Origin of the sequence: Aliivibrio sp. A6, assembly GCF_028765505.1 — a bacterium.
Taxonomy (GTDB): domain Bacteria; phylum Pseudomonadota; class Gammaproteobacteria; order Enterobacterales; family Vibrionaceae; genus Aliivibrio; species Aliivibrio finisterrensis_A.
Genome location: NZ_JARACR010000017.1, coordinates 84,213 through 90,212, shown reverse-complemented (window position 1 = coordinate 90,212; position 6,000 = coordinate 84,213). Strand labels below are relative to the sequence as shown.

At 30.3% G+C, this 6,000-nt stretch carries 4 protein-coding genes; 2 read left to right on the top strand and 2 right to left on the bottom strand.

What is annotated here, in order from left to right:
* Nucleotides 1-718: 718 nt before the first annotated feature.
* Together PVK70_RS11550 and PVK70_RS11545 are read left to right on the top strand one after the other, a co-directional pair.
* Nucleotides 719-886: a hypothetical protein gene (locus tag PVK70_RS11550; protein WP_165367168.1), complete on the top strand. Its 168-nt coding sequence runs from the start codon at nt 719-721 to the stop codon at nt 884-886.
* Between the two features lie 74 nt (nt 887-960).
* Nucleotides 961-2,367, top strand: a complete 1,407-nt coding sequence (locus tag PVK70_RS11545) for a hypothetical protein (RefSeq protein WP_130046968.1) — start codon at nt 961-963, stop codon at nt 2,365-2,367.
* Nucleotides 2,368-2,722: 355 nt separating this feature from the next.
* Here PVK70_RS11545 and PVK70_RS11540 read toward each other — a convergent pair whose 3' ends face one another.
* Nucleotides 2,723-4,690 (bottom strand): GGDEF domain-containing protein, encoded by a 1,968-nt coding sequence (locus PVK70_RS11540; protein ID WP_130046969.1) that lies wholly within the window; start codon nt 4,688-4,690, stop codon nt 2,723-2,725.
* Entirely contained in the window at nt 4,687-5,850 is a 1,164-nt protein-coding gene (locus PVK70_RS11535; protein ID WP_130046970.1) for a sugar ABC transporter substrate-binding protein, read from the bottom strand. The genes PVK70_RS11540 and PVK70_RS11535 overlap by 4 nt, the downstream gene beginning before the upstream one ends.
* Between the last annotated feature and the right edge of the window lie 150 nt (nt 5,851-6,000).

Below are 6,000 nucleotides of genomic sequence, written 5' to 3'. Positions count from 1 at the left end.
TACAGCGACTGATATCTTTGGATTATTTTTTATATAATCTTTTTCAACCGAAGAAAATTTAGGTTCCGTTGCATAGACAGATATTGGTAACAATAAAGTAATTAAAAATTTAACAACATTTTTCATATTTTGAAACCAACTCAATTAAAGACTTAAGTTACAATAAAGCTTAATTATTCAATGTCAACATTACCAATATACCAATCAACATCTAACACATTGATATTTAAAAACATTACCTCAAAAGGTAGGATTCACCCTACATCAAACTAAATATTAGCTTACAAATAAACATTCAATTTTTAAGCATGAATCACTTTTTTTTGTAATCGCCATTAAAAGTTGACACTGACTTACTCCTACAAGTTAAAAGAAGTGATTGTTCATTATTGCCTTACTAAATATTACTGAATATAAGTATACTTGGTATTTTTAGTACGAATAAAAAACGTATGTAATCTTAATATTTATATGCCGTAAGTACGGGCTACAATTCACATACGAAATAACCTACTACAACGTAGTCTGGGTAACTAATTTAAAGTAAGACACTCACCTCAATCCATTATTATTCAAAGAATTACACTAACAAATAAAATTATCACAACCAAAATTACAATTAAAAATCCCTTTGAAGCTTGATATTGATTTAAATAATCCCATAAATTAATATCAAAAGTCATAAAATTTTAAACCATCAAAAAGTATAGGATTACTTATGTCTAATTCAATGTTTAACCACGTATTACGTATTTGCCAACTTAGAACAGAAAAAGCAGGCATTTGTTTAGGTTCACTAACTAAAGACGAGTTATTACTACTAATAATCTCATCCTACAAAGAATCTACATCAGGTAATGCCCCTTATTTTAATGAAGCACGCTAATATATACCATTATGGATTTATTTTATTATAAGAAAAACAATCAGAACCGAGATTGTTTAAAAAATAAAACAATCATGGCAGTAGTCACTATCATGCCACTTCTTATGCCTTTTGATACAAAATCTTCACAATTAAAACTTACTAGTGAAGAAGAAATAAATCTAAGAGACATAAAGATTAACTTTGACTATAGAGAAATGGTTATTGATCTAAATAATATTGATTCTGAAATTTATAGTTTATCAGAGGAAAAAAGTGAATTAATTAGCTTAGTTGCTAAATTAAAAGAAAGTAAAGAGTCAATTAGCGAAAACTTAAGAACCTCATTTGAAAATAACGAAGAAGAACACATCTCAGATAAGTACTATCAAGAGATGAAAAGATCACACAATGAAATATATAAAAATAAAATAAGCATTAAAGATGTAAATGAAAAGATAACAGCGATTGAAAATGAAAAAGAATTATTAATAAATTCTATTAGTGATATAAAACTTAAAAGAAAAAAAGAACTATTAAAACTTAAGAATAAGGTCAGAAAGAGATATATTAATACATTAAAAGAACCCATAACTTTAAGTTCTAAGGGCTCTATATCCTGTGTATCAAAAAACATGGATAAGTGTATATTAGACAATGAAAAAAATATTACCAATTCAATATTAAGTAAGAACAACTATACAAATATTAGTAAGAATAAGGAATTTATTGTTAATGATGCAATAATGGATTATTCGGGTTTTTTATCTTATGACATAAGTGTTAAGTTTTTGGAGTCTTATAACAAAGATACAAACTTAATTTTAAATAAAATATTTGAGACAACTGACTTTAAATTAATTTTAAGAAGTAACTTTTCTGATGTTAAATATATTATTGATGGTATCCCGGTCGGTTCGGGTTCTGTTATTTCGACAACGGTAACTGCTGGAAATCATAAAATAATAGCTACATATAAATCACTTGAAGAAATTGCAAATGTTCATATTTTGAAAGATAGTGATTTTACCTTCTCTTTTGATAAAACAAACGAAAGCAATAATTCAATGGATAAAATACTCCATAATGAATCCAAACCAGAGCTTACAACTAAAGACAACATCAAAAAGGAATCACCTTCTCTTTTCAAAAATCCAATACTTAAAGTTGCTTATAGCGAAGGAAGTAATTTATTTGTTATTCCGACCTTTCCAACATTAGATAAGAATAAGTTAATTAAATATACAGTAAATAATGGGAAACAAGTATTTGGTAAGTTAAATTACAAACAAGCATATAATATATGTAATAAAATAACAGAAAAATCCAGAATGTTAAATGATGATGAATACAAATTATTATTTAACATTGAAAAATTCAATAATAACTTTAATAGTAAATTAGCATTTTGGACTAAAAAAAACAAACTTATACATAACAATAAAGATGTAAAACCATATTCTAATTCAATCGGGAATGTCGTTTGTTACATTCCAAGTTAAAAAGGATTTATTATGACTAGAGAAAAATATGCTTTTTATATAATTATAATATTGTCTCTAATTACATTGGAGTATTATAGTGTGAACTCACCACCTATATACCTTACTTTATTTTTCTCGTTTTTAGTGATTTCTAAGCTTAGAATAAATAATTGTGGACTTCCCTCTTATTACTTAATTATACTCATAATCCCAATTTTAAATTTGTTTTTTTTACTGAAATTATTCTCAATGAAATCTTATCCTTATGCTCATCGGCATGAGAAAATTAAAAATGAGATTCTTGATGGAAAAATGTATAAAATTAATTAGAACATAATAAAATAGCACATTAATTATAATGTGTTATTAATCGTTACAACGTCAAATAATATTCTCTCTTATCTTGATACATAGACTCATCAGCAATAGTAAACATTTTAAACAAATCAGCATTATCTGAGCATGACCAACCAATAGAGTAATTCGCATCATACGCTTTTCCTTCTTTATCAAAGAATTTTAAGCTCTCTTGACTTACGTGTAGTTGTTCAGCCAAGAGTGTGCATTCTTTTCTGGTCATTCCCTTAGTTAAAAGAGCAAACTCATCACCACCTATTCGATAAAGAGAGTCATTTTCACTTAATAATGCTGAAATGTGAGAACTACTTGTTCTGATTAACTCATCACCTAAGTCATGACCATATTGATCATTAATTGCTTTGAGTCCATTTACATCTAATATGAATAATCCAAAATTCCATTCTGCTTTTGAATCTCTATAGCGTTTTTGATAATGCGCTAAATCTTCATCGAAAGCCTTACGATTCCCACATTGCAATAATGCATCACTTCTTGCTACATCAACGAGCTCCAACCATGATGAAAGTTGTTTAACAAACAGCTTAAATACTAATTGGTTTGCTTCTAATTGAGGGCTAGACACAAAACGTAAACTGGCTAGAAATTTATCCTTACTAGATAATATTTGAATCCCTTCTTTATCTCCTAGCGGTTTAAATCGTAGTTGCCACTGAGTATCTGAAAACAAATGCTGTAATTGACATTCAACCTTCTGAGGAAGCTCACGATAGCTCAATGTTTTATATATCGAACCAAATTCTATCACTGCAGCTAAACTGTTCTTATTCAGCTCCTCTCTACATAATGCGTCGCTAAGCTGAGCTGTTTGTTTTGATACTTGAACCTCAAGTTCTTGATTAAAATTAGAGAGCTTTCTATTGCTTCGCTCAATAACTTTTTTAGAATCATTTAATTCATCATTTTTATTTTTAAGTTCATTCAATTGATTTCGAATAGTGATGCTCATTTTACTTAATACCAATGCCATTCGATCAAACTCTGAGAATTGAAATGTTCTATCCTTAACTTCTTTATTTGAGGCATAACTGACAATCGTATCTTCCATACCAACAAACTCTTTAGAGATCCAACGAGTGATCCCCATTGCAATAAAAAGAACGGTAACAAAAGTCCACCCAATAACAGTAAATAAGGCCAGTAAAGAAGATTTCATCTCTTTAAGGCGTTCCACATCCGAAAATTGATAGGTAATATCAAGCGCTAATGGCGATGAAAATGACGAATTATTCAGTACGAAAATTCGATCTAAAATGCCACTTTCTGTCATCTCAGATTTTACATTTTCATGCGTATCTAAATGCTGGTTTAAATTAAAATTCTCATCTTTCAATAAAAAATGCTGAAAACTCTGTTCAATTGTATCGAATGAAATCAAAACAACTACATAACCAGAAGCTCGGTAACGACCAGAACCCTCTAAATTATAAGCTAGCATAGGGGTAACTAAAGCAATGCCTTTGGCTGTATGTATCCCTTTAATTAAATTGGACTCTGTATAGAAATGAGCCTTTGTTAAACCTTGTTCATATATCGATTTATCGACACTTATTTCTCTTAATAATTGGCTATTTTCAAAATGATAAGGACGACCATTAAGATCATATAAAGGCTCCCATTTATCATTCAAAATATAAACACTATTAATCAATCCTGATAGTTCACTAAAACGAACGAGATTATGCGTCACAACGCTGGAATATAAAATATTATCTAATGCTTGGATATTAAATCGATCTCGAGATAACCAATTTAAGCTTTGTTGGATACGATCAAACTCCACAACTATCTCTTGCGCAATGGTCGATACAGCATTTTGAATTTGATGCTCTTTTTGGCTTAGTAATTGGTCGCTAATACGACCAGTCAAAAATTGACTAATAAAGATCAATGGCGCAAGTGAAGCGATAAGCAAAACATAAGTAAATGCCTTACGTAAGCTAAAATAAGGACGAGAAATCATAATCCTTCCACTTTCGTTGTAAATCGATCAATGATATTTTTTATGTATTCCATCGTTTCGTTTGCAGGCATACCATCAGAATGACGTGAAGCACCTCTAGCTAACGCCTCCCACACAAAGGAGACTCGTAAACTCGTTGGCATTGGTTGAGATTGTAAGTATTGTTGATAAACAGCATTCATTATTTTTTTATTAGGTACTATGACTGTCTGATTCACTTCTGTTGACGCTGATATATATTGATGCTCATTAATTAATCTAGTTAAAAACTCTTTATCTTGAGCCAATTGCATTAACTGCTTAATCATGACTCTTTTTTGAGGGTCTTGAAAGCTCGTTTTTGTCATGGTTAATACTTTACCACCAGATAATGACTGCATTGGGATCCCTTGATAACTAGGTAATGAAGTGATCCCTAAATTACTTCCAAACTCTTCAATTAAATTACTCACAGCCCAATCGCCATCGATTAAATACGATGCTTTATGATCAATAAATAATTGACGGCTACATAAACTATTACACTCATTATTCAGGTGATTAAGCTGTGCTAAATTATAATAAAACGTAAGTGCTTCTGAGCATTTCTCATCATCAAAATGAAGCTGGTCTAGAGGTATATTGGGATGAAACAGACTGAAAAACGCTGAGAAGAAATACATATCTTTTACGCTATAACTAATATGTATTTTATCCGGTTCTTTTTCAGACAAAACTTGCAGTTGCTCCCATGTCGTAATCGGCGTCGTAATCTTGCTCTTATCATAAAAAAGCATTAGGTGATTACCAAGAAACAAAGGGAGACCCATATAACTATCACCAACCATTGCACTTTGTTTTGCTGCTGGTTCTAATTGATCTTGTTTAATCCATACTTTAGGAATAGGCGTAATTCCTATGAATTTATGCAAGCCTAAAAAATCAGACGGAACCCATGCTACATCTGGCATATAATTTTTCGATCTTGATGCCAATAATAACTCAGCTTTCATTTCATCAATGGAGAACTTACGAATCATTAATTGATTGCCTGTTCTCGCTTCAAATTCTTTCGCAAGTTTTTGATCGACGTTGTCACCAAATGCACTCCAAAACTCAAGTATTCCGGCCTGTGAAGAGAATGAAAATAGGAAACTAATTAATATAAGCAATTTTGGCATAACAATAAGGGTACTTTAGGTAAAATTTTAATAAACGACGATAAATACGATACATATAATGCATTTATCTTAGCATAGCTCAACGCTAAATCAGTGATTGTTTTGCCTAGCTTTATCGATAACTGCTATTAGACGTCTTGCTGAAAATAA

What these genes read in the sequence shown, in the direction of transcription:
- PVK70_RS11550 (WP_165367168.1), top strand. Translation starts at nt 719, where the DNA reads ATGTCTAATTCAATGTTTAACCACGTATTACGTATTTGCCAACTTAGA.
- PVK70_RS11545 (WP_130046968.1), top strand. Translation starts at nt 961, where the DNA reads ATGGCAGTAGTCACTATCATGCCACTTCTTATGCCTTTTGATACAAAA.
- PVK70_RS11540 (WP_130046969.1), bottom strand. Translation starts at nt 4,690, where the DNA reads ATGATTTCTCGTCCTTATTTTAGCTTACGTAAGGCATTTACTTATGTT.
- PVK70_RS11535 (WP_130046970.1), bottom strand. Translation starts at nt 5,850, where the DNA reads ATGCCAAAATTGCTTATATTAATTAGTTTCCTATTTTCATTCTCTTCA.